The sequence below is a fragment of the Streptomyces sp. NPDC102490 genome (assembly GCF_044765285.1).
GTDB lineage: Bacteria > Actinomycetota > Actinomycetes > Streptomycetales > Streptomycetaceae > Streptomyces.
Genome location: NZ_JBIWJU010000023.1, coordinates 25,035 through 46,648 on the forward strand (window position 1 = coordinate 25,035; position 21,614 = coordinate 46,648).

23 protein-coding genes and 1 pseudogene are annotated in these 21,614 nt (G+C 72.4%); 7 read left to right on the forward strand and 17 right to left on the reverse strand.

What is annotated here, in order from left to right; all coding sequences use genetic code 11:
• Positions 1-121 precede the first annotated feature (121 nt).
• The 3 genes from ACIRGB_RS35335 (at position 122) to ACIRGB_RS35345 (ending at position 3,100) form a co-directional block, all read left to right on the forward strand.
• Complete coding sequence (locus ACIRGB_RS35335; protein WP_360017398.1) at positions 122-940, forward strand: ParA family protein; 819 nt, start codon at positions 122-124, stop codon at positions 938-940.
• A complete protein-coding gene (locus ACIRGB_RS35340) occupies positions 937-1,308 on the forward strand; it encodes a hypothetical protein (RefSeq protein ID WP_403873712.1) in 372 nt (123 codons plus the stop codon). Before ACIRGB_RS35335 ends, ACIRGB_RS35340 begins: the two co-directional genes overlap by 4 nt.
• 268 nt (positions 1,309-1,576) lie before the next feature.
• Complete coding sequence (locus tag ACIRGB_RS35345; protein ID WP_403873715.1) at positions 1,577-3,100, forward strand: hypothetical protein; 1,524 nt, start codon at positions 1,577-1,579, stop codon at positions 3,098-3,100.
• Between the two features lie 647 nt (positions 3,101-3,747).
• Here ACIRGB_RS35345 and ACIRGB_RS35350 read toward each other — a convergent pair.
• From ACIRGB_RS35350 to ACIRGB_RS35360, 3 genes are all read right to left on the reverse strand, one after another.
• A complete protein-coding gene (locus ACIRGB_RS35350) occupies positions 3,748-4,797 on the reverse strand; it encodes a hypothetical protein (protein WP_403873718.1) in 1,050 nt (349 codons plus the stop codon).
• Positions 4,798-5,170: 373 nt separating this feature from the next.
• Complete coding sequence (locus ACIRGB_RS35355) at positions 5,171-5,533, reverse strand: hypothetical protein (RefSeq protein ID WP_403873720.1); 363 nt, start codon at positions 5,531-5,533, stop codon at positions 5,171-5,173.
• Between the two features lie 73 nt (positions 5,534-5,606).
• Complete coding sequence (locus ACIRGB_RS35360) at positions 5,607-5,810, reverse strand: hypothetical protein (RefSeq protein WP_392017092.1); 204 nt, start codon at positions 5,808-5,810, stop codon at positions 5,607-5,609.
• Positions 5,811-5,940: 130 nt separating this feature from the next.
• Here ACIRGB_RS35360 and ACIRGB_RS35365 point away from each other — a divergent pair, with 130 nt between their 5' ends.
• A complete protein-coding gene (locus ACIRGB_RS35365; RefSeq protein ID WP_403873723.1) occupies positions 5,941-6,732 on the forward strand; it encodes a replication-relaxation family protein in 792 nt (263 codons plus the stop codon).
• 105 nt (positions 6,733-6,837) lie between these two features.
• On the opposite strand, the gene ACIRGB_RS35370 is transcribed toward ACIRGB_RS35365, so the two are convergent.
• Entirely contained in the window at positions 6,838-7,176 is a 339-nt protein-coding gene (locus ACIRGB_RS35370) for a hypothetical protein (RefSeq protein ID WP_403873726.1), read from the reverse strand.
• On the opposite strand from ACIRGB_RS35370, the gene ACIRGB_RS35375 reads away from it, so the two are divergent.
• Positions 7,175-7,483, forward strand: a complete 309-nt coding sequence (locus tag ACIRGB_RS35375) for a hypothetical protein (RefSeq protein WP_403873728.1) — start codon at positions 7,175-7,177, stop codon at positions 7,481-7,483. The genes ACIRGB_RS35370 and ACIRGB_RS35375 overlap by 2 nt on opposite strands.
• 50 nt (positions 7,484-7,533) lie before the next feature.
• Here ACIRGB_RS35375 and ACIRGB_RS35380 read toward each other — a convergent pair whose 3' ends face one another.
• Positions 7,534-8,505: a tyrosine-type recombinase/integrase gene (locus ACIRGB_RS35380; protein WP_403873731.1), complete on the reverse strand. Its 972-nt coding sequence runs from the start codon at positions 8,503-8,505 to the stop codon at positions 7,534-7,536.
• Between the two features lie 186 nt (positions 8,506-8,691).
• Between ACIRGB_RS35380 and ACIRGB_RS35385 the strand changes: the two genes are divergently transcribed.
• Both ACIRGB_RS35385 and ACIRGB_RS35390 read left to right on the forward strand, forming a co-directional pair.
• A complete protein-coding gene (locus tag ACIRGB_RS35385; RefSeq protein ID WP_403873734.1) occupies positions 8,692-9,207 on the forward strand; it encodes a hypothetical protein in 516 nt (171 codons plus the stop codon).
• Positions 9,208-9,325: 118 nt separating this feature from the next.
• The gene (locus ACIRGB_RS35390; RefSeq protein ID WP_360017380.1) at positions 9,326-9,886 is read left to right on the forward strand and encodes a hypothetical protein; all 561 of its coding nucleotides are present in this window, start codon (positions 9,326-9,328) and stop codon (positions 9,884-9,886) included.
• Positions 9,887-10,131: 245 nt separating this feature from the next.
• Here ACIRGB_RS35390 and ACIRGB_RS35395 read toward each other — a convergent pair whose 3' ends face one another.
• The 12 genes and pseudogenes from ACIRGB_RS35395 to ACIRGB_RS35450 all read right to left on the reverse strand — a co-directional run bounded on the left by ACIRGB_RS35395 (position 10,132) and on the right by ACIRGB_RS35450 (position 21,450).
• Complete coding sequence (locus tag ACIRGB_RS35395) at positions 10,132-10,341, reverse strand: hypothetical protein (protein ID WP_403873738.1); 210 nt, start codon at positions 10,339-10,341, stop codon at positions 10,132-10,134.
• Between the two features lie 434 nt (positions 10,342-10,775).
• Entirely contained in the window at positions 10,776-11,663 is an 888-nt protein-coding gene (locus ACIRGB_RS35400) for a hypothetical protein (protein ID WP_403873741.1), read from the reverse strand.
• Between the two features lie 234 nt (positions 11,664-11,897).
• Positions 11,898-16,121, reverse strand: a complete 4,224-nt coding sequence (gene mobF / locus ACIRGB_RS35405) for a MobF family relaxase (protein WP_403873744.1) — start codon at positions 16,119-16,121, stop codon at positions 11,898-11,900.
• A 358-nt stretch (positions 16,122-16,479) separates the two neighbouring features.
• Positions 16,480-16,935 carry a hypothetical protein gene (locus ACIRGB_RS35410; protein ID WP_403873747.1) on the reverse strand — a complete coding sequence of 152 codons (456 nt, stop codon included), beginning with the start codon at positions 16,933-16,935 and terminating at the stop codon, positions 16,480-16,482.
• 256 nt (positions 16,936-17,191) lie between these two features.
• The gene (locus ACIRGB_RS35415; protein ID WP_325748123.1) at positions 17,192-17,755 is read right to left on the reverse strand and encodes a Uma2 family endonuclease; all 564 of its coding nucleotides are present in this window, start codon (positions 17,753-17,755) and stop codon (positions 17,192-17,194) included.
• An 82-nt stretch (positions 17,756-17,837) separates the two neighbouring features.
• Complete coding sequence (locus tag ACIRGB_RS35420; RefSeq protein WP_403873751.1) at positions 17,838-18,188, reverse strand: hypothetical protein; 351 nt, start codon at positions 18,186-18,188, stop codon at positions 17,838-17,840.
• A gap of 5 nt (positions 18,189-18,193) precedes the next feature.
• The gene (locus ACIRGB_RS35425) at positions 18,194-18,742 is read right to left on the reverse strand and encodes a hypothetical protein (protein WP_403873753.1); all 549 of its coding nucleotides are present in this window, start codon (positions 18,740-18,742) and stop codon (positions 18,194-18,196) included.
• Between the two features lie 92 nt (positions 18,743-18,834).
• Positions 18,835-19,395 (reverse strand): hypothetical protein, encoded by a 561-nt coding sequence (locus ACIRGB_RS35430; RefSeq protein WP_403873756.1) that lies wholly within the window; start codon positions 19,393-19,395, stop codon positions 18,835-18,837.
• Positions 19,392-19,838 (reverse strand): NUDIX domain-containing protein, encoded by a 447-nt coding sequence (locus ACIRGB_RS35435; RefSeq protein ID WP_403873764.1) that lies wholly within the window; start codon positions 19,836-19,838, stop codon positions 19,392-19,394. The genes ACIRGB_RS35430 and ACIRGB_RS35435 overlap by 4 nt, the downstream gene beginning before the upstream one ends.
• Before the next feature lie 114 nt (positions 19,839-19,952).
• Positions 19,953-20,312: pseudogene (locus tag ACIRGB_RS35440) on the reverse strand (nucleoside 2-deoxyribosyltransferase domain-containing protein); the annotation flags it as partial.
• Positions 20,309-20,836: an HIT family protein gene (locus tag ACIRGB_RS35445; protein WP_403873759.1), complete on the reverse strand. Its 528-nt coding sequence runs from the start codon at positions 20,834-20,836 to the stop codon at positions 20,309-20,311. The pseudogene ACIRGB_RS35440 and the gene ACIRGB_RS35445, both read right to left, overlap by 4 nt.
• Entirely contained in the window at positions 20,833-21,450 is a 618-nt protein-coding gene (locus ACIRGB_RS35450) for a hypothetical protein (protein WP_403873761.1), read from the reverse strand. The genes ACIRGB_RS35445 and ACIRGB_RS35450 overlap by 4 nt, the downstream gene beginning before the upstream one ends.
• Positions 21,451-21,614: the final 164 nt, after the last annotated feature.

A 21,614-nucleotide genomic window follows, 5' to 3' on the forward strand; every position in this document is an offset into this window, starting at 1 on the left:
CGCTCGCTGACGCGCGGGCGCTCCGGTGCCGAGCCGGACGCCGGGACCGGCTTCCTGCCGTACCGGCATCGAGCCCTATGAGCTGGCCTGCAACGAGTCGGGCGAGCGGATTGGAGGACTGATGGCCCGACGGGTAGCCATGCTCAACAACAAGGGAGGGGTCGGGAAATCCGGCACCACCATCCGCCTTGCCGAGGGCCTGGCGAAGGCGGGCAAGCGGGTGTTCGTGGTGGACATGGACCCGCAAGGCAACAGCTCGCAGATGCTCGGGTGGCACTATGACCCGAAGCTGAAGCAGCCGACGATCAGCCAGGCCATCAAGGCCAACACGGGGGAGGACGAAGCCCTCGGCTGTGCCCGCGACGTCTTCCAGCCGATCGCCTGGAACTGCAGCTACGCCGAGCGCATCTCGATCGCCCCGGCCCGGCTCCCCCTGGAGAACCGGATGTCGGAGGCCGGGATCGGCGGCGCGTGGCGGCGGCTCGACCAGGCCCTGGAGGGCGCGGACGACGACGTCGACTACACGCTGATCGACTGCCCGCCGTCGCTGTTCCACCTCACCCAGCTCGGCCTCGCCGCGGCGCACGACGCGGTGATCGTGACCGACGCGGACTTCTACGCCATCGAGGGCGCGCAGCGCGCACGCGACTTCATCAGGAACAAGGCGGCCAAGGACCTCGGCAACCCTGGCCTGGAGCTGCGCGGCGTGATCCTCAACAAGTACAAGGACACCGTCCGCCAGAACGAACAGCGCGACTCGATCCGCCAGATCTTCGGCCCCCTGGTGTGGGACCCGACCGTGAAGTTCATCGAGTCCCTGGCGACCGCCAACAACAACGGCGTCTCCCTCGAGGAGTCCAAGGGAGACCGACTCTCCGAGATCCGCGCCACCTACGAACTGCTCACCCAGACCTTCCTGAAGGAGATTCCGCTCCCGTGACCCCGCCGCGCACCCGTACCGCGACCGACACCCCGCTGCCGGACGACGATGAGGACATCAAGGTCGGCGACGACGCGAAGCCGGCGAAGAAGCGCGCCGCCGTCACGCCGAACAGCCGCAAGCAGCTCGGCCGCCCGGAGCGCCGGCGCGGCCGGAAGCCCGGCCCGACCCGCGTGATGATGAACGTGCGCGTCCTGCTGGAGACCGATGACCTCGTGACCGAGATCGGCGAGGAGACCGGCATGGGCCCGCAGGACGTCACCGACGTCGCGATTGCCCACTACGCCGCCTACCTGCGGCGGACCGGGAAGCTCCCCAAGGTCCCCAAGAAGCAGGCGGACCAGGAGGAGCAGACCGAAGCGTCCTGACCCTGGCTTCCCCTTCGTGAGCGGCCCCGTGGAACTGTCCACGGGGCCGCTCGCTGTTTCCTGGCGCCCTGTCAGTGGCGGGCGCTACCGTTTCCGTACGGCTAGACGCGTACTGCCGTCCACCGCTGTCCTGGCGCCCACGCCGCCCGGGACACCGTCGGTCAAGGTCTCTCGGGGCCCGCGAAGTTCAGCACTGCTCTGTCCTGGATCGGCCCCGACGTACACACGGCCGGCGGGAGCGTGGGAGACCGCTGGGTCTGGAGTACGCATGTCGCCGAAGAACCAGAGCACCGCGGCCCGCAAGGCCCGCGCCGCCGCCCGGGAGGGCGCGAAGTACACCGAGGCGCTGCGCAGCGCCTCCCCCGACCCCGCCGCCCCGGACTGGGACGACCTGGTGGTCTCTGCGCTGTCCGCCGTCGTCGCCGAGCACGGCGTCGTGCCCGTCACGGTGATCTGGGATGAGAACGCCCGCCACACGATGGTCCAGCGCGACAACGGCGTGCGGTGGGGCGTCGCCGAGGCGGCCGCCGACGGCGTCGTCATCCGCGAGGTGCGCGGCGACGTCGGGGTGGCGCCCAAGGGGACACGGGTGCCCGTGCCGCACCGCCTGGACGACGGACAGGTGGAGGTCGCCGCGCTGTGGCCGGTGGTCTGGTGCTCGAACGACCAGCCGTTCTGGCGCTACGTCCACAACGGCTGGTCGGTGGAGCAGCCCGGCACCTTCCCGGCCGCCCTCGATCCGGTGTGCCCCAGCCCGGACCTGCCGTACGAGGTGCGGATCTACTACGTGCCGGACGGGATCGTGGGCGAGGACCACACCGGCGGCGCACCGAGCTGGTGGACGCGGGCCTGGTGCGACCGCCTCGACAAGGCCGTCCTCCTGGCCGACGCCCTGGTCGCCCACCGGCTGAGCAGCCCGTCCCGTCCCGCCGGCGGGGACTGCGGCGACCTGCGCGCCGAAGTCTGGGAGCACTCCACCACCGACCTGGGCACCCTGCCCGCCCGCGTCCACCAGGTCGACGCCGACCCGGACCGCCCCGAGGTGCCGCGCCTGCCGTTCAACGCCTGGCCCAAGGGCCGCCCGGCCTCCACCGAGCCGACCCCGGAGCCGACCTGGTTCAAGGGGGAGAAGCACCCCCCGACGTACGACCTGCGGGTCTGGTCCGAGACGGACGGCTGGACGACGCTCGCCTGGTTCGTCGGCGGCCGCAGCCCGGCGGGCATCGCCGCGACGCTGCTGCGCGTCGGCACCGGCGGCCCGTACGCGTGGGCAGAGACCTGGGGGCCGCACTTCCCGCGCGCCGCTGCCCACGACTGGACGACGCAGGAAGGCCGGGCCCTGATGGACCGCCACCCTGATGAGTCGTACGCCGAGGGGACCGCCCGCTACGACGAGCAGCGCCGCCAGGAGACGGCCGACCTGGCGGCCGCGCTCGCCGGTCGCAGCGGCGGCGCTCTCACCACTGAGCAGGCCGCCGCCCGCATCGAGACCGGCGGGCAGGAGTACCGCGACTTCCTGCGCGTCGGGCAGATCTGCATCATGGACGCCCTCCACGAGCAGCGGCGGGCCGCCGAGGGAGACGAACGGCTGCGGCTGCGCAAGGCGCTGGACGTCTTGGAGAAGCACCACCAGGTCGACGACTGGGTCATCGAACTGACCCGGGCGCACATGGCCACCAACCGGCGCGATGCGCACTACACGGAGGGCGCGAAGCGGTGGCGGGACCGGGCGCTGCAGGAGTACCTGGAGCCCGGCGAGGACGTCACCGGAGTTGACGGCCTGACCGCCTGATCGCGGCTCGCCGGGGCCTGCACCACGTGGCCGGCCCCGGCGCCCGCTGTATCCGCCGTCCGCCCCGCACCCCCACCAGACCGCTTCCTCGGCCGCACTTCCAGCCGGTGCTCCGGGTTTCTCCTGGGCACCCGCTTCCCGCTTCCCTACACCGCCCCCTATTTCCCTTCATCCATCAAACTCTGACCCCCACTCTGCTTTTCTCTGAGTACAACTCCAGCTCTCCGCACCCCCGTCCTGACCTCCTGACTGACGAGACAATCCCACCCACTCTTTGAGGGACGATGAGAGTGGGTGGGATTGTCTCGTCAGTCAGGTTCCCGCAGGTCAGGACGGGGGTGCGGAGAGCGGCTTGTCACACGCTGGAAACACCCTGGTTTATAGGTGGCTTTACACCCTGGAGTTTCCGCCGGAGTTTCTTCGAGAGGCGTCAGCACGGGCAGCAAGAGGGAGGGCGGGAGTGTCCGAGCAAGTTATCCGAGAAGCTACTCTTCGCGCGTCGCCGGACCGGGGGCGGGCCGACGGGAACACAACCCCGGTGTTTCGCAGCGCGGACGGCGGCCCGCCCCGGCGATACCGGTTCGCGCTGCGGAATGCCGGGGCAGCGGGGGTCTGGGGGCCGGCGAAGGCCCCCAGCGGCCACCGGGCTACGCCACGTCGTTGAGTTCTCCCGCGACCTGGTCGCGGGGCACCAGCTCGTCGCTGGTGAGCGACGGCACGAGTTTCCCGACGTTGCCGTGCCGTCCGGGTTCGAGTTCGCGGATCCGGTAGGCCACGGGCGCCCCGGCCTCGCTCCACTCCGCCGCGTACACGATGGCGGGGCGGCCGTCGGTGAGACGGACCCGGGCGCCGTCGCCGTGGCCGCCGTGCTGCTCGACCAGGAGGTCGTCCAGCCAGCCCTTCGGGGCGAGCCAGAGCACGCCGGGCGCGTCCATGTAGCCGTTGTGGTTCCGGACCGGCGTCCACGCCCGACGCCACTGGTCGACCAGGCGACCGACCGTGTGCCGGTCGTCGGCCTCCTGCCACGTCAGGGGTTCCCGCTCGTCGCGGTCGACGAAGTCGGCGTACGCGTCCAGCTGCGGCTTCACCTCGCCCCACCACCGCTCCGGCACCTTCGTCAGCAGCCGGGCCGCCGCGCGGTCCAGCGGTTCCATCACCGCGTCGACCGCGGCCTGGTCCTCCGCCTCGACGGCCGCCCGCAGTTCCGCCCGGCCGGGACGGAGCTCGGGATGCTGGTCGGTGAGCATCGCGTAGACCAGGGCCAGCAGCCACGTGGCCTCGCGTGCGAAGAAGGATCCGCCCGTGTAGCCCGGCGCCGGCGGCTCGAACCGGTGGCACAGCTCCCCGGCCCGCCCGTTCGGCAGCTGCGCCGCCCGCCGCACCTCGTGCCGGACGCGCTTGGAGTCCTCCGGCCGCCACGGGTGGCACAGCGCGCCCGGGTGCGGCGTGCCGTCGCAGTCGGTCGCGCACACGGTGCGGGCGATCGGGTAGAGGCGCGGGGGAGTCGGCTCCTGGTCGCCCTCGGCGGCGGCCGGGGCGGTCGTCAGCGGAGCGCTGACAGCGGTCTCGGGGTCGGCGGCGAGGCGGCGACGGGCTGCGGTGTACGAGATTCCCTCGCGTTCGGCGAGCTCCCGGGCGGCGCGCTTGAACTGCTTGTCGGTGGTCACAATCGTCTCCAGGTCGGCGGGAGATCCCACGCACCCCCGCCGTGGAAGACCACGGACAGCGGGACGATGCGGCACGTGAAGCGGAGCCCCTTGTCCTCGTTGCCGCTCCCGGCGTGGGCGGGATGCGGCTCGGAGTCGGGCCGACGTGTGGCGGCCGACTCTCAAGGTAGCGGCTGGGCACCGGGCGGGTGGAAGAGATCGCGCCCTCACTTCCCGCTGGGACGTCCAGGAGATCGAAACGGATAGCGTGACGCCTACTTGTGCCGCGCGTATTTCCGCTAGCGGAATTGATCGCTATACAGCGACTCTTTCGAGTGAGCTGCATGGATCGCTGTATGGAGATCGCGCAAGCTAGCAACTCGACTGAGCTGTTGGACTACGTTTTGAGCTAGTGCAACTCGTGTCAGCGTTTCGCTGACGCGTCCGTGAGGCCCTGCCACCCTGGCCCGAGACCGCGCCGACGCGGCTTCGGGAGCCGAGGGGACCGGGCGGCGGTCGCGGGCCCGGCGGCATCGGCCTCCTGCTCCTGCCCGAAGTGGTGCAGCAGGGCCTTGGTCGCGGCGGGGATCGCCGCCAGGAGCCGGGCGGCCTCGGGGTCGATGTCGGAGAGCGCCGCGGCGATCGTGTCGATGGCCTCCGCCGCGTCCTCGGCGGCCGCGAGGTTCCACCCGGCGGGGCCGGCCGCGTCGGCCAGCGCACAGGCCGCGTCGGCGGCCTCCGAGGCAAGGGCCTCGACTCCGGGCGCGGCCCGGTCGGGGAGTTCCATGCCCGGCTCAACGGGGCCGGTCGGAAAAAGTACGGCGCGAGATGTCACACGAGCATGATCATCCAGACCTGTATCAGGTGACAGCGGATCTCTGTCCGGAGGTCCGCGCCACGCTGATGAGGAGCGCCGACATGTCGTACGACGACACCGGCCACCGTGCGCCCGCGACCGCGCAGAAGGCGATCTGGACCTGGACCAGGGACGATCCGAGGGTGCGGCGCCGCCCGATTTCCAGTGCCGTATCCAGTGCCGTGAAGGATTCGGCAGCCGCGCCCATCGCCGCAGGCCACGCCCCTTGTCCAGGGGTCGGCGGCGACGCTGACACCTCTCTCCCTGCCCCTCCTGCGTCTGAAAGGCAGAGGTCTTCAACCCCCACGGCTCCCCGGGTCAGGGGAGACGCGCTGCGGATGCTGGCCTGCGTGCGCGTCGCGACCGTCCGCCAGATGGCGCGGGTGATCACAGCCGAGGACGCGGACGGCCGGTCGTACGTGCGCCGGGCGATGCGGAAGCTGGCGGAGCAGGGCCTGGCGGAGACGAACGGCAAGCAAGGCAAGGAGCTGATCTGGAACCTGACCCGGGCGGGGCTGCGGGCGGTGGCCGACGGCAACGAGCTGCCCGCGCGGCCGCGAGCCGGCACCGGAGCAAAGGCGGTCCGCGCCGGACTCGGCCCGCACGCCCTGGCGGTGACGGAGACGATCCTCGCCTTCGGCGGCCGCCACCATCTGACCGACTGGCAGGTGGAGGTCAACCACGCGATCAAGGAGACCGGGCTGACGTTCAACACCGACGCCGTGCTCGCCGCGCCGGGCAAGACGTTCGAGGTCCGCCTCTTCGAGATAGACAACGGCACGATGTCGCGGGCCAAGCTCGCCCGCGAGGTCTGGGACTACGAGCGGTACGCCGGACACCGCGTCTGGGAGGGAGCCCGCGGCACCATCGGCGGCACGTTCCCGTTCTGGTCGCGCTACCGGTACACCCGCAGTGAGCGCTTCCCGCCGCTGCACGTGGTCCTGGCGGGCCTGGAGGAGCACCTGCTGCAGCGGCGCTTGGAGGCGCTCGCCGAGGCGGTCGACGGCATCGCGGTCTCGGTGTTCGCCACCACGCTGCCCGCCCTGCAGCGCCGCGAGAAGTGGGTGCGGCTCGGCACCGACGACCCTGACCGCCGGCGGCAGCGGTACCCCGAGCCTGTCGGCCGGTGACCCGGGACGGCGAACGGTCGTTGAAGCGGCGGACACGTTGAAGTGCACAGCGGAGCCCCCGGGTCGTCATGGTCCCGGGGGCTCCGCGCTGAGCTTGACCGGGTCTCAGCCCTTCAGGAGCTCGGAGAGCTTGTAGGAGCCCCAGACCCACTTGCCCTCGCGGATCTCGGCGACAACGAAGCGGTCCTCGTCGTCCTCGCCCTGAACCTTCTTGCGGACCTCGGCGATCCGGGCCAGAAGCTCGAGGTGGAAGTTCGGCGGCAGCTCCGGCCGGCCGTGATGGAGGCCGTCCTGCTCGTCTGCCAGCGTCACGACCTCCTGTGAGGCGACGTCGGCGGCCACGACCTTGCTCCCGACGCTCGCGCGTACGTAGCTGAGAGCGTCGGCACGGACCAGGACTTCCCTCTTCTCGCCGTACCGCGTGATGTCGTCGGTGGTCCGCATGATCCAGATGTTCGCCACGGTTTCCCCTCCCGGAGAGCTGGTGATCGTTGCCGTCATCATCGCGGGGCGCGCTGACAGAACTGGCGGTCAGCGGCTGGTCGGTGGGGGTATGCATCGCCGCATGAATCAGCTCACCCGACGCCGCTGGATCCTCTCACCCGTCATCTCGTGGCAAGCCTGGCGGCTTTCACGCAAGACCGGCATCGCCTTCGACGCCGCGTGGGTCAAGCTCCGCACCGCCAACTATCCCGAGGAACTCGTCTACGCCCGACGGTTACCCGGCACGCAGGACGGCGCAGGCCGATAGACGCGACGGAGCCCCGGACCGCACGGTCCGGGGCTCCGTCGCGTCCGGGGTCAGCGGTCGCTGGGGGCGAGCAGGCTGGTGACCTCGGCGAGGGCGGCCGCGCCGGGCTTGAAGTACTTCCGGGCGGCGCTGACGGACTTGTGCCTCGACTTCGCCATGAACAGCAGCAGGGAGACGCCCTGCTCGCCGAGGTGGGTCAGGCCGGAGTGCCGGAACTCGTGCGGGTCCCAGCCGGTGCCCTCCTCGCCGCCGACGCAGGTGTGCCGGTCCAGCAGGGCGCGCAGCTGGCCGTAGGACAGGCGGGCCATGCCGGTGTCGGGGCAGATGTCGCGCGGGGTGAGGACCTTGCCGGGGCCGGGCTTGCGGTGGGTGACGAGCAGCGGTCCGCGGGTGCGCTCGCCGATCAGGCGGGGGAGGAGCCGGGCGGTGCCGGCGTCCCAGTAGATCGTCTCTGTGGCGTAGTCCTCGCGGGCCTGGCCCCGGCGGCGGACGGCCTTGGCGCCCTTGGCCTTCACCGGGCACTGGCGGGCGGAGAGGTTGAGGTCCTCGATGTTCACGCCGAGGAGCTCGTCGGCGCGGGCGACGGTCTCGTAGAGCATCCGGTACGTGACCTTCTCGCGCAGCGCGACGTCGCGCCGGGCGATCAGGCGGTCGATGGCGGTCTTGGAGCGGACCGGGGTGTCCGAGCCCGGGTCGGGCATCCGCTTGCACCAGGCGGGGATGTGCGGCGGCTGCAGGCCCGCGTCGTGGCACCAGGCGAGCCACCCGCCGACAGCGCCACGGCGGGCGTTCCAGGTGCTGGCGGCCGCCGTGCCCCAGAGCTGTTCGAGCGCCTGGCCGATCTCGTCGTCAGCGACAGCTGACAGCGGCCGGCCCTCGCCGAGCTCGGGGACGACCTTGCCGAGCGCCGTGGTGTAGCTCCGGCGGGTGTTGGCGACGGTGATGGAGTCCAGGTAGCGGTCGGCGGCGGTGCGCACGGTCGCCGCTCCGGAAGCGGTCTTGAGGGGGACGACGGTCGCCACGGTTCTCCTTGCCACAGATAACAGGTCCTCGTCATGTCGGAGAACGGGCGCGTTCTCCCTGGTCGATGATCACCCTAGTACAGATAACAGGGCAGTTATCTGCGCCAACGCGGCGCCCTTGGCGAAGGCCCGGCCGGGCGAGAGGATCAACCGGCGCGCGACGGTCGCGCCCTGAAGGGGGATCGCATGACTCCGGCTGGCCAGTGGGCGCCGCCGCCGTCCGGCTTCACCGAGCGGCAGTGGAAGCTCGTGACGCTCCTGCGGCCGCGCACCGAGGACTTCTGGGTGTACTACGCGCCGAGGAACGGAGCAGGCCCCCAGCAGCTCCGGGTCTGCGAACGCAGCGGCTACGACTTCGCCCGGCTCACCTGGCAGACCTGCGCCGAGTGCCGCCGTGGCCACGTCATGAAGATCCGGGTGACCGATGACCGGCAGCGCCGCGGGTTCGGCACCCGGATGATGCTGCGGGCGATGCGCGGGTGCGAGTCCTTCACCTGGACCACCACACCGCAGTTCGAGGACGGGCGGCAGTTCTTCCCCGCGCTGGGCACGGCGCTGGGCACCGGCTTCCCGGCGGGCCGGTCGTGTCCGCACAACTCCGCTCGCGGTGGCGGCTACGCCGAGCCGCGGCTCGAAGGGCCGCCCGACGCTTCCCGTCCGCCCGGCCGGGCCGGACAGCCGTCTCCCACGGGAGAACGATGATCACACCGGGTACCCCGGGTACCCGCTTCGCGCCGGGCTGTCCGGGGGACTCCGGCGACTGACCCGGCCGGCGCATCGTTCTCCGTACGGTCACACACGCCGATCGACGGAGGCCGGGATGGGAAGAGACGCCAAGCGAGCGAAGCAGGCCCGCAGGGACAGGCGCCTGCGGGACACCGCGCGGACGGGCGTCACGGCGACCGTGCACGAGGTGCGCTCGCCCGACGACGTCCTCGACGTCCTGGCGGCGATCGTGCCGCAGCCCAAGTCGGGAGACTGGCGGCCCGACGTCCTCGGCGCGGACAAGCTGTCCCTGCGGACCGGCTCCGACTCCTGGCCGCTCCTCAACGGCCACCGAGTCACGGAAGAGATGTGCGCCGCGCTCCAGGCGGAGCGCCCCGAGCAGGCCGGCGACTTCGTCTTCGAGGACCTGGTCGCGATGGGCCGGGAAATGGGGGCGCCGGATCTCAGCGGCCTCGGTGCCGTCCTGTCCAGCATGGGCGGCTGCTCCGGTCGCCAGCTCGACCACGAGGACGGCAGCATGTCCTGCTCGCGCGGCCTGGACTGTCCTGGCGTCGCGCTGCCGCACGCAGGGTGGACGGACTGCCGCTCGCACGGGCCCTGCGCTCACTGCGACGGCCCGCCGGTCCGCTGGGAGTGCGACCGGCAGACAGGCTGAGCGCACCGGCCGGACAGCGCGCCTCCGGACGCGGCCGCCGCGGCGACGTCCTGCGCCGTGCGCCTCACAGCCCTCATCCGACCCGTTCGCCCCACAGAGCGCTGATCGACTTCTGTGAGAGCGATCCTGCGGATGGATACGGCGGTGGATATGGATTGCCACCCCCTGGATACGGCGTAGTCGGCCGTATCCGGCCCGGCCGCGCACTGCGGCCGGGCCGGACGGGCTCCTGGCGGCCGCCGGGCCTACCGGCGGGCGCTGCGGAGGTTCGCCGTGCCACCGAGGGCGGTCACCGCGCCGCCGATCGTGCCGACGGCGGTCGCGGCCTCCGCGTTGTGCGTCAGTGCCAGCACCACCACCGCGACGATCGAGACGAGCGGCGTGAGGGTGGTCACCCACACGAGCAGCGAGGGGTGGCGCGGTAAGGCGTTTGGGGTACGGTCAATGGTCGTCAAGGTTTCCGGTCTCCTCACAGTGAGCGGGCACCCGACATCAGGCGAGTGGGAGATCCCAGCGGAGCCAGGCCGGCAAGCATCGGCTCCGCGAGGCGGTCTCCCTTCGTCGTTCTGAAGGGCGTTTGGTGCCCAACCACGTTACTGGTGGCCTTGTGATGCTCCGGTCCAGCGTCGCGACGGCCACCGCCTTTTCCGCGTCCGCCGGGAACGCGATTCCCCGTCCGCCTAACACGCGCGCGACAGAGACGGGCTGATCTGGCGTCAGAGAAAAGACCAGCTCAGAGCCTGTTCTGTGGATAACCCGCCCGAACACCGCCCCTCCGGCGTGACGTGATGCAGGTCACACAAATTCCGGCTACCAGAGTGCGCTCAACACCCGTATTCGGTCCCGCAGTTGCCTGACAGGGCGCCCCCTCCGGCGAACAGATCCACGATCAGCGACGGTGTGCGTGCCGCGCGGCCTGGCGGTCGACGGCGGGGTCGCTGGCCGTGAACGGTCGGACGCTCAGGAGTCCGGTGCCGGGGGCGGGCCCTCCGGGCGGGAGCAGCCCGACGTCCTGGCCGACGCCGTCGGCCCACTGCCCGTCCGGGCCGGGGCGGCCCTGCAGCTGGCGGACGACCGGCTCGGTGCCGAGGTACACCACCCGCCGCCGCGCCTGTCCGTACGCCCGCAGGATCCGGCGGAGCGCGCTCGGGGTCTTCGGCGTGAGCTCCACCTCGATGGCGCCGATGCCGTCGCCAGGCAGCACCACGACCAGGTCCGGCCAGTGCACCGCGCGGGCGCCGGCGGGCACGGCGAGCAGGGGCCCGCTCCGGGCTCCGATGGGCACATGGGGCACGCCGTGGTCCGCCAGGAGCTCCGCCGCCCGGCCGGGGGTGGCTTCGGCGGTGCGCACCTCCCGCTCGGTGAGCACGAGGTGTCCCTTCGCCTCCTGGCGGAGCCCGACGTCGGCGAGGGCCAGGCGGTGCAGCAGCCGTTCGCCCGGCGGGTGCGGAGCACCCAGGCCCACCCCGGCGACCCGGGCGCCGCGCTCGGTGGTCCACACGACGGTCCCCGCCCACCTCACCTCTGCGGAGCGGTTCAGCAGCCCGGCCTCGACCATCAGCCGGACGCGGGCGCGTGCGGTCTCCTCACGGCCGTTCCAGAAGGCCGTGGCCGCCTGGCGCAGGGTCAGGGTCCCGTACCGCGTCGCGGCCGCCAGGAGCCGTTCGTCCGCCTCCGTGCGCACCCAGCCGTCCCCGCGGGCCTCGCCCGTTCCCCGGCTCCGCCGCCGGCGCTCCGCCCGCACCCTGTACGCACTCGCCGCCTCCTTCGTCTCCACCCTGATCTCTCCCTGTAGTTGGCGTGCGGGACCTCCGTGTCCGGTGCCGCGAAACGCACCCTGACCTGCGAAGCGGACACCTCCGCCGACAGGAGTCGTCCACCACCGGGCGGTGGATGTGGCGGGCGACGTCGCGGTGGACCTGGTCGCGGCCGCGCACAGCGAGGTGCCCCCGGACCGGGCGGGTCCGGGGGCACCGAAGGGAGCGTCAGCGGAGCACTGACGGAGGGTGGTTCACCGTCCGAGGGAGGGTCCGGAACGGCCCTGGCTCGGTGGCTCGTACCGGTACTGCTCCTGTGCCCGGCGGGTGTTCTCGCGGGCCCGCTCGGCGGCCTGCTGCCGGGCCTGCTTGATGTACGCGGCGCGCTGCTGCGCCTCGGCGGCGTGCTGGGTGGGGGCCTGGGTCGCCATGCGCGAGCGCAGCGACTTCTCCTCCTGCAGCTTGACCGCCGAGACGCCGTGCCGCTTCGCCTCGGCGCTCTGCGTGGCCGCCTGGCGCTCGGCGGTCTCCGCCTTCCGCTCGATGCCACGGTTGGTGATCCGCTCGACCTCCGGGAGGCGTTCACGCATCGCGGCGAGCCGGGTCTGCAGCTCCTCGACCTCGCGCGGGGCTCCCCGCCGTACGCCCGGCTCCTCCAGCAGATCGGCGACGTCCGAGCCGCGGACCGTGGTCCACGCCTCGCGCACGGCGTCCTCGGAGGCCCGCGCCGCACGGCTGATCTCGTGGTACGCCGCGCGCTCCTTCTGCGCGTACTCCCGGGCGAGTTCCAGCGTCTCCTTGCGGCTGGTGCCGGCCAGCCGCAGTGCCAGGCGGGACTTGCTCTTGGCCTCCTCGACCTTCCGGTTGACCTCCTGCGCGTGCCGCATCGCCTCGTACGCCTGGTACCGGTTGGCCTGCTCGGTTGCGGCGAGGGCGGCGAGCTCGTCGGCGCGGTCCAGCACCGTGGCGGCCTCGTGCCTCCGCTCCTGGCCGGGGGTGACGGGCGCGGCCAGGGCCTCGCGGTGTGCTGCGGCCTGGCGGGTGTAGTCGGCGGCCAGGCGCTCGGCGCGGTTGCCCTCGGCCGTGTGCTGAGCGATCAGCGAGGTGAGGCGCTGACCGGACAGGTGGCCGTACTTGCGGTCGTCCCACGCCTTGAACTCCGGCTCCGGCCGCTTCTCCTGCTGCGGCTCGGCGCGGGAGGCGAACCCGGCGGCGAGCAGCTGCTCCAGGCGCGCTTTCTGCTCTCCGGTGATCTGCGGGACGTCGCCGTCCTGCAGCCGCTCCCGGGCGGCGTCCAGACGGGCCTGACGCTCCGCTGCTCGCTCGGCGGCCGCGTCGGGCTCCGCCGGGCCGGGGACGGCCTGCGCGGCGCTCTCAGCGGGCTCCGGGCGCTCCTGGACCGTCTCGGCGCGCTGCTGTTCACCGTGGCGGTCGACGGTGTCCTCGACGGCCCGTTCGTGCTCGGGCTGCACCTGGTGCGGGATGGGAGCGACGGGCCGGGCCTCGGGTGCCGGCGTGAGCTCGTCGGAGACCATCCGGTCGTCGGTGTCGCCCTCCAGGGAGTCGGCGTACGCGGCGACCGTCCGCTCCAGCCGCTCCTGCTCGCTGCGGGCCTCGCCGAGGCGGAGGCGGGTCTCCTCGCTCTCGACGACGTCGGCGGGCAGCCACAGGTGGGTGGCGATCCGGTCGCGGGAGATCGCCGGGTACAGGTCGTTCGCGGACGCTCCCACGCCGTAGGCCAGGGTGTAGTCGCAGGTGAGTCCCTGCGCGGCCGCGATGGTCATCGCGTAGCCGTGCTGCAGGGTGCCGTCGGCGATCTGGTCGGCGGTGATCCAGGCCCGCTCGATGGCGTATCCGCCGTCGTCGGCGGGGCGGCGCCATTCGACGGCGACCCCGCCCTTGGCGGCGTAGGTGACCTGTCCCCGGTAGCCGTTGAGGACGTCGACGTCGCCGCCGCGGCGGGTGCGGTAGTCGTTGCGCTTGATCCGGATGACGTCGCCGGCGGCGAGCTCCAGGCGCTCGCCGTTGGCGAGTGCGTAGGTGTGGCCGCCGGTGAGTTCGCCGTCCTTCTTGCGCAGCTCGCGGGCGCCGAGGTTGAGGACCTCGACGTCGGCGTTGCGGGCGGCGAGGACGACCAGGTCCTCGATCTGGTCGTGGACGTCGCCCTCCAGCTGGCCGACGAGGTCCTTCCACGCGCCGAGCATCTCGGCGTACGCGTCGTCGGGCGTCGCCACGGCGTGGACGCGGCCGTGCTCGGCGAGCATCGACAGCGCGGTGCGCCGCCCGCCGTCCAGCCACGCCTCCAGCGCGGCCCGTTCCACCGCGTCCTTCTGCCTGCGGTTCTCGCTGAGCTCCAGGCCGTCGACGATCTCGTGGGCGCGCTTGAAGCCGCCGCCGACGCCGATCGCCTTCAGCTGTGCCCAGTCGCCGATCTGGACGACCTTCACGCCGTTCTCGGCGGCCGCCGTGAGCAGCGCGGCGACGTCGCGGTCGTCCACCATCGCGGCCTCTTCGAGGACCAGGACGTCGGTGTTCGCCATGCGGCGGCCGCCGTCGCGGATGTCCATCAGCCAGGTGGCCACCGTGGCGCTCGCGATGCCGGACTCGGCCTGCAGCTTGGAGGCGGCGACCGCCGCGGTGGCCGCTCCCGAGACGCGAAGGCCGGCGGCCTCCCAGCCCATCCGGGCCGCCGACATGATGGTGGTCTTGCCGGTGCCCGCCTTGCCGCGCAGGACGTCGACGCCGTGCCCGGCGGTGAGGAAGCGCAGGGTCGCGGCGCGCTGCTCGGTGGACATGACGAACGGGCGCTTCGGGTCGGAGGTGCGCTGCGCCTCGAACGCGGCGATGGCGAGCTCCGCACCGCGCACGGTGAGCCGGGCCGCGCCCTCGTCCAGGCGCTCGGCGGTCGTCTCGGCGATGGTCTGCTCGGCGGCCAGGATCGAGGCGTGGGTGTAGCGCTGGGGGTTGGTCAGGTGCGCCATGCCCTTGGTCGGCAGGGCGACCGCCTCGCCGTCGACGGCGAGGACCGCATCGGTCAGGGCCTCGGCGGCCGCGATGTCGGGCACGCCGAACGGGCAGGCGTCGATCACGTGGGCCAGGACGTCGGCCCGGGTGACCGACTTCCGCGACTCGGTCAGGCCGCCCTCGCGCCGCCAGATGAACGCGGCGATCTCCTCGGGGGAGGGCATGATCGGGCCGCCGCCGGGGCCCGCGACGGACGGGCCGTCGGGGCCTTCGGGGCCGGGGATCGCGCGCCGGATCATCGCGTCGACGTCGGCGCCGACGCCCTCGGCACGGGCCCGCCAGGCGGCACGGACGTCGGCCTGGGTGATGGTGGTGTCCTTGCCCTCGGCGAGCTGCCGGGCGATCAGCTTCTGCTCGCCGGTCGTCGCTTCCTCGGCGGCCGCCGCGACGATCTGGGCGTTGCGGCGGGAGAACGCGCGGCGTACGTCCTCGTCGATGCCGACGACCTCCCACGCGCCGGTCTCGGGGTGACGCTCCCAGCGCATCCCGAACCGCTCGCCGGTCACCTGCCGCAGGCGGGCCTTGACCATCGCGTCGGCGGCGTGCGCGTGGCGCATGATGTCGCGGCCGCCGGCCCCGACCGTGCGCCACTTGCCGTCCTCGGCGTGCGCCATGTTCGCCAGGTTGCCGTGGACGTGCAGGTGCGGGTCTCCGACCTCGCCGCCGACCGGGCGGGCGGAGTAGTGCACGGTCATCCAGCCGAGGAATCCGGAGGTGTCGACGCGGTCGGCGGTCTTGCCGTTGCCGTGCTCGCCCGCCATCGCGTACGCGGCCCAGCCCTCCAGCGCGCCGAACGTTTCGCGGGCCACCTCGAGGAACGCGCCGCGCAGCTCCTCGGACTTCTCCTCACCGGCGAGCGCCACGGCGGCGCTGTAGGTCTTCGACAGATCGAGCGTCACGTCGTAGCCGCGGTTCCCGACGCGGATCCGGGCGTCGGCGTACTCGCGGGCCTCCGCCACACCGCCGCGTCCGTACAGCTCGGTGAGGTCGACGCCACTCGCCTCGGCGAGGTCCTCCGCCGCACGGAAGGGGACACGGTGGCGGTCGCCCTCGCGGTGCACACCGCGCTGCAGCCGGGCGAGGCGCTTGACCAGTTTCTCGTCGTCGCCGAGCAGCTGCTCGACACTCACACCGCGCTCGGCGGCCGCCGCCTCGATCGCCTCGGCGAGCGGCCGCGCCTGCACTTTGCCGCGCGGGTCGACGGCCACCTTCGGCGTCACGAGCAGCTCGCCGGTCAGCGGGTGCCGGCCGTCCATCAGCAGCCGCGCCTGATCCTTGTCGACGGGCATCCCGGCGACCAGTCCGACGTCGGCGAGGCCGCCGCCGATCCACTCCAGATCACGCGCTTCACCGAGGCGGTAGTCGACCTGCGCGTCGTCCTCCTCGACCTTCTGCCCCTCGTGCTCCAGGTCGCATCCGCACTGCCCGGTCAGCCGGTACTCCACCTGCTGCATGTCCGGGCCCAATGTGGTCACCCACGCCATCGCTACTCACCCCCTCCCGCGTCGATGATCTTGAAGTCCCTTGACGTATGGCGCAGCCATACCTTGGTACGTCCGCTGTTGATCTTTGGGTCCATGACAGTACCTCCGGATTGGCGGTTGACCAAAGAGGTCTTCCGGGAGCGGGCTATTGCACTGCTGACCTGCGCTGAAAGCGCGGTACAGCGGTGCGGGAAATCGGTCGGGTCAAGGCGAAAACGGACACCGGGAACGCGGCCGTCAGACCGCGGACAAGGGGGGCTGTGATAGAGGGCCGCGGCCTCCGTGCGGCGCGCGAAAGGCGTGCCGCACGGCGCAGGCCGGCGGGCGCTCACCGGGGCCGCCAGACCGACAGCGCACGGCCCTGGCCGCACATCTGGCACAGGCCGCGGGCGGTCGCCGACTGCTGCTCTTGATGCCAGAGGTCCATCACCAGGCGGGTGAGGATCCGGACGCTTCCGGCGGGCAGCTGCACCGCGTACGGGGCGCCCTCGACGATGTCGCCGGCGACGTCGTCGTACGCCTCCGTGGCGAGTGGCCGGGCGACCTCGATGCGGGTGGAGTCGGCGTCGACGGAGACGGTCACGGTGGGCGTTGCGACAGGAAGCAGGGCGTCGGCCTGGTGGTCGTCGGCGGGGCGCAGCAGGAGCCACCAGGAGGCGTGCTCGCCGCCGTCGGCGTCGTGCTCGGGTGCCGCCGAGGTGAACGTGGCGAGCAACTCGCGCAGCGCCCGTCCGAGGGTGGCGACGGCGAAGTCGGGGTCGGGGTGGCTGTAGGCATCTGACATCGGGGCGGTTCCTTTCGCGCGGGGTCGGCGGCGCGTGATCACGCAGCCTTCCCCGGCCTACGGCATCGCGGGCGGCCGTGGGGCAGGCAACTTCGTCCGCTCCCGCCTGGCGGGCAACGATCTTGATTCCGGCTCCGCCTGGCGGGCACGGTGCCCGGCGGCGGCCCGGATCACCGTCCCGCCCCGGAACGCAAAAAGGCCCCCGCTCCGGCCGGATGATCCGGCGGGGCGAGGGCCTCGGGGGTGCTGTCCGGTCCTACCTGCGGACCAGCGATGCGGGGTCGAACGCGATGGGGAACGGCTCGTCGACGTGGGCGACAGCGCCCGCCAGGAGTGGCGGCTGGTCGGCGTACGCACCGTTGCGGAGGCGGCCGATCAGGAGCCGCGGCGCGGGCTCCAGCTCGATGCGCCAGTAGTGCTCGATGCCCGCCGCCGCGTACAGCGACGGCTTGAGCTTGCGGTCGGTGACCCGCGTCGACGGCGAGGCGATCTCCACCACGGCGAGGACGTCGTGCGCGGAGACGGCGACGCCGGATTCCTCGGCGGCCGCCGCGTCGATGATGGCCAGGTCCGGGATCAGCAGCCCGTCGGGGACGATGACGTTGATCCCCTCGAAGACCTCGACCTCGGCGCCGGCGGCTTCGGCGGCCTGCTCCAGCAGGTTGTGCAGCCGGTGCGATGCGCGCTGGTGCGGCAGGCCGGGCGCGGGGCTCATCATCAGCTGCCCTCCGACCAGCTCGACGCGCTGGCTCGTGTCCTCGGGCAGCGCCAGGACGGCGTCCAGCGTCCACGGTCCGGCGTGGCTGTAGGCGACACTCACGGTTCCTTTCACCTCCTTCCGGCCGGTCTCCAGTGTGACCCGGCGCGGTGGCCGCTGTCTTCCCTGGGACCGCCCGGCGTGGTCAGCTCCTGTACGGGGCGGGCACCTCGTACCCGTTGGCGTCCAGCCAGTCGAGCACGGCCTGCCGCTCCGCCTTGGCCTGGTCGTACTGCTCCCTGCTCGCCTTGCCGTCGATGGCGGCGGAGGCGATCCGGGAGGACCGGTCGGTGAACCACCCGGCGATCTCCCAGCCCTGCTTCATCCCGCCGACCGCCGGCGGGAGCTCCTTGCGTTCGGCGTAGGCCGCGGCCGCCTGCTCCGCCTCGGCGAGCGCGGCATTGGCCTTCTCGGCCTCGGCGCGGGCCTTCGCGGTCTGCTCGGCGAAGTAGGCGCCGATGACCGCCGCGGCGTCGATGCCGTTCGTGTCGGTCACCGCGGTCACCGGTTCCGGCGGAACGGGTCGGTGACGTCGCCGCGCAGTACGCGGTGCACGAGCTGGGCGACCTCACGGGCACCGTCGGCGTTGTCCGGGGCGTAGATCGTGTGGACCGTGGTGCGGGCGACGTTGGCCATCAGGTGCCATCCGCTGTCCGAGTAGAGCGCGATGACCAGGCCGCCGTTCATCCCCCAGGTCGGGCCGCCGGGCAGCGGGGCGACGCCCGTGCCCATCCGGATCTGGGTGGGCACGACCTCCAGGCCCTCGGCGGTCAGCGCGGTGTTCAGCTCGCGCACGAGCTGGCTCAGCTCGGCGGACGTCCGCTCGGTCTTCGGTCGGCTGTACTTCCGGGAGATCGTCTCGGCGGCGCTGAGCGCGAGCCACCCGTCCTCGTCGGCGGCCTTGCGGTCCAGGCCGTGCTGCTCGGCGGTGGTGAGGTAGGCGTCCAGCAGGGCGGCGGCCTCGGTGACGAGACTGTCGGCGTACAGCCCGGCGTGGCCGTCGTAGATCCGGCGGATCCGCGCCGGGGAGTCGGTGGTCGGGGTGCTCATCTGGTTCCCTTCATGGGTGAAGCCCGGGGCCGATTGGTGCGGCCCCGGGCTTCACTGTGTCGTGTGGCTGTGACGGTACGGGGGCGAACTGGTCAGATGCCTTCGCCCGGGGGGATCGGGGTGTGCCAGGCCGCGTACTCCTGGCGGACGTAGGCGCGCGGCCCGCCAGCCCCGTCGGCCTCGATGGAGTCGGCGGCGAACTCGCCGCGGCCGGTGTGGTGGACGACGTCGAACGTCATGAGGATGTGGGCCTCGCGGATGGCCCGGCTCTGCGCCGTGGTGTCGTGCGGGGTCGCCAGGGCCAGCCGGTCGGTGAGCGCCGCCCGCTTGAGCAGTAACGTCCGCTCGTCGCCGATGTCGTCGGTGCCGGTGCGGGCGGCCTGCAGCAGCGCGGTGGACAGCGCCATGACGTCGGCGAGCTCGTCGTCCAGGGGCAGCGCCCCGGCGTACGCCTCGTCGGGCCCGGGGCCGTCGAAGGGGACGGCGACCGGGGCCGGGAAGCCGAAGCGGATCGGGGCGCCGCGCTCGGCGAGCAGCACGTTGAGCGCCTGGACGTGCTTGTCGGCCTCGCGCTTCCACGACCGCTCGCGCAGCGTGAAGCCGTCGGCTCCGACCGGTTCGGTCTTCGGGGTGAGGATCGCGCGCGGGGTCATACGGACACCTCCGTCAGGGCTGCGGTGAGGATGTCGGCGTGGTCGAACGCCAGGTGCGGCGGCAGGTCGGTGGCGGGCCACCAGCGGGCGGTGCGGGCGTCGTCCCCAGCGACGATCGTGGTGTCGGCGGGGACGACGGCGAGGTACGCGACGGTGACGTACCGGCCGCGCGGATCGCGGCCGGGCTGGTCCCAGACGCCGAGCTGACGCAGGTGGCCCGGGTCCACCCGGACACCGGTCTCCTCCTCCAGCTCGCGGGCGGCCGCCAACCGGCTCGACTCCCCGACGTCCACGTGACCACCCGGCAATGCCCAGGCGCCCTCGTACGGCGGCCAGTCGCGCTCGATGAGCAGCACGCGCCCGTCCGGCGTCATGGTCACCACATCGGCGGTGAAGCGGATGGTCTCGAAGGTCTCGGCCTCGGCCTCGGTCGCTTCGACGATGTCCAGGGCGGCGGCCACCGTGGCGGCGAGCGTGTCCCGTACGGGGACGCCGTGCCGCTCGGCGACGTAGACCAGGTAGCGGTTGCGCTCCGGGTTGGGGCAGTCGGCCGGCGCACCGAGGACGGCCTTGCCGCTCGTCACGTCCAGGCCGAACTCCACGTTGGTGGTGAAGCCGGGGAGCGTCTCCAGGTCGCGGGGGATCCAGAACAGGATCGCGTCGGCGGCGGCGCGGGCCTCGGTCTCCCAACCGACCTGGTCGTCGTAGTGCTTGGCGCGGACGCCGCCGCGCGACTCCGGGGTGAGGATGGTCAGCGGCTGTTCGCCGGTCCAGCGGGCGGTGAGCTCCTCGATGGCGGCGGGCCGCCAGGAGGGGACGTCGCCGCCGGCGCGCGGGGTCGGTCCGGCGAGGAAGACGCTCGGTCCGGCCGGGATCGGCTCGCGGGCGTAGATGACGGTGGGCGTGTGGCGGCTCATGCGTCGAACACCCCCGCCGCCTGCTGTGCGCGGACGTACTCGGCGACGGAGCGGGCGGTGCCGCCCTCCAGGGCCTCGCGGACGTAAGCGGTGACCATCATGCTGCCAGCGTCCTCGACCCGGTCGGCCAGCACGCTGAGCTTGGTGAGGGCCGCGTCCCGCTCGGCGACCAGCCGGTCCCAGTCGGACTGTCCGGTCCAGGGGAGCGCGAGCCCGTCGCCCTCGACGCGGGGCACCACGTGGACGTGCAGGTGGAACTGGGTCTGCGTGGCGACCGAGCCCTTGGACGTGATGATGTTCGCGTCCTCGTGCTCCGCCATCAGCTCGGCGGCGCGGGCCATGGTCCGGGCGGTCACCTCCGGGTCGGCCCCGGCGTCCGCGACGTGCGTGCGGGGGATGACCAGGACGTGCCCCTCGGTGCAACCGCCGCGCGGCAGGATCGCCACGGTGTCGTCCCACTCGCGGACGATCGTCGCCGGGAGCTCGCCCGCCACGATGGCGCAGAACGTGCAGTCGGCGCTCATCGGCGGCCGCCCTTGCGGAGCGTGATCCAGGTGGTGACCAGGGCGGCGGCGACGCCGATCGCTCGGTGCGCCGCCTGGTCCAGCTCCATGAGCGCCGTACCGGGACCGGACACGTCCTGCACCGGCTCGGGGTACTCGGTGCCCTCGCCGCCCTGCTTGCGCACGACCGTGGCGTGCTTGATGTAGCCGCCCTTGCCGGTCTTCTCGGCGAGCCAGAGCAGCGGGTCGCGCCGGTCGATGATGCCGTGGGTGATCGCGTTGATCGCGGCGCCGGTGAGGAGCGCGGCCGCGGGGACGCGGTAGCCCAGGGTGCGGGTGACGGCGAGGGTGGAGGCGAGCTGGACGGCGGAGTAGCTGGCGACGTGCCGGCTGACCGAGCGCCTGCCGTACGCGCTGGCGGTGCAAGTGCGGCCCTCCTTGCCGTGCCGCCACGGGTCGGCCTCGACGGTGGAGCCGTCGCTCTTGTAGACGAGGTGCGAGCCGTGCATTCCCTTGGTCGACGCGTCGTGGCTGTTCTGTACGAACTGGTCGCACAGCGGGTGGATCTCGCCGAAGACGCTGGTGAGAGTGGCGACCAGGGCCAGGCCCTCGATGGCGCGGAAGCGGTCGGACATGCAGAACTCCTTGATCGGAGGTGCGGGGGCCGGGTGACCCCCGCACATCAATAATGCATCCTCGAAGGATGCATTTCTAGGGGGTTGGCATCTTTGAAGGATGCTTTTTCTTCGGGTGCAGGTCAGACCCGGTACGCGGCGGAGCCGACGACCCGGGCGCCCGC